This window comes from Acinetobacter sp. YZS-X1-1 (genome assembly GCF_000804305.1).
Taxonomy (GTDB): domain Bacteria; phylum Pseudomonadota; class Gammaproteobacteria; order Pseudomonadales; family Moraxellaceae; genus Acinetobacter; species Acinetobacter variabilis.
In genome coordinates, this window is record NZ_JWHB01000057.1 from 1 (window position 1) to 217 (window position 217).

Genomic DNA, 217 nt, shown 5'->3' on the forward strand with positions numbered 1-217 from the left:
TCTGGTTCAGGCTGTTAAATGACTGTGATCCGCCACTGACTTGCATCAAGGCAAGAGTTTTACCTTGGGTAGCACGGATTGCCCCTCCTGCCAGTGGAATCCAGTCGATTTGAGATTTAAAGATTGAACTCATAGAACCATGGCGTTCAGGTGAACACCAGACCATGCCTTCTGACCATGCTAAAAGCTCATGCAGTTCTTTTACTTTTGGATGCTC

General features: G+C 46.5%; 1 protein-coding gene. It reads right to left on the reverse strand.

Annotation, left to right across the window (positions count from 1 at the left end):
- A partial coding sequence (locus RJ01_RS15390) for an NAD(P)H-dependent oxidoreductase (RefSeq protein ID WP_034171723.1) occupies nucleotides 1-217 on the reverse strand: 217 nt, incomplete at both ends.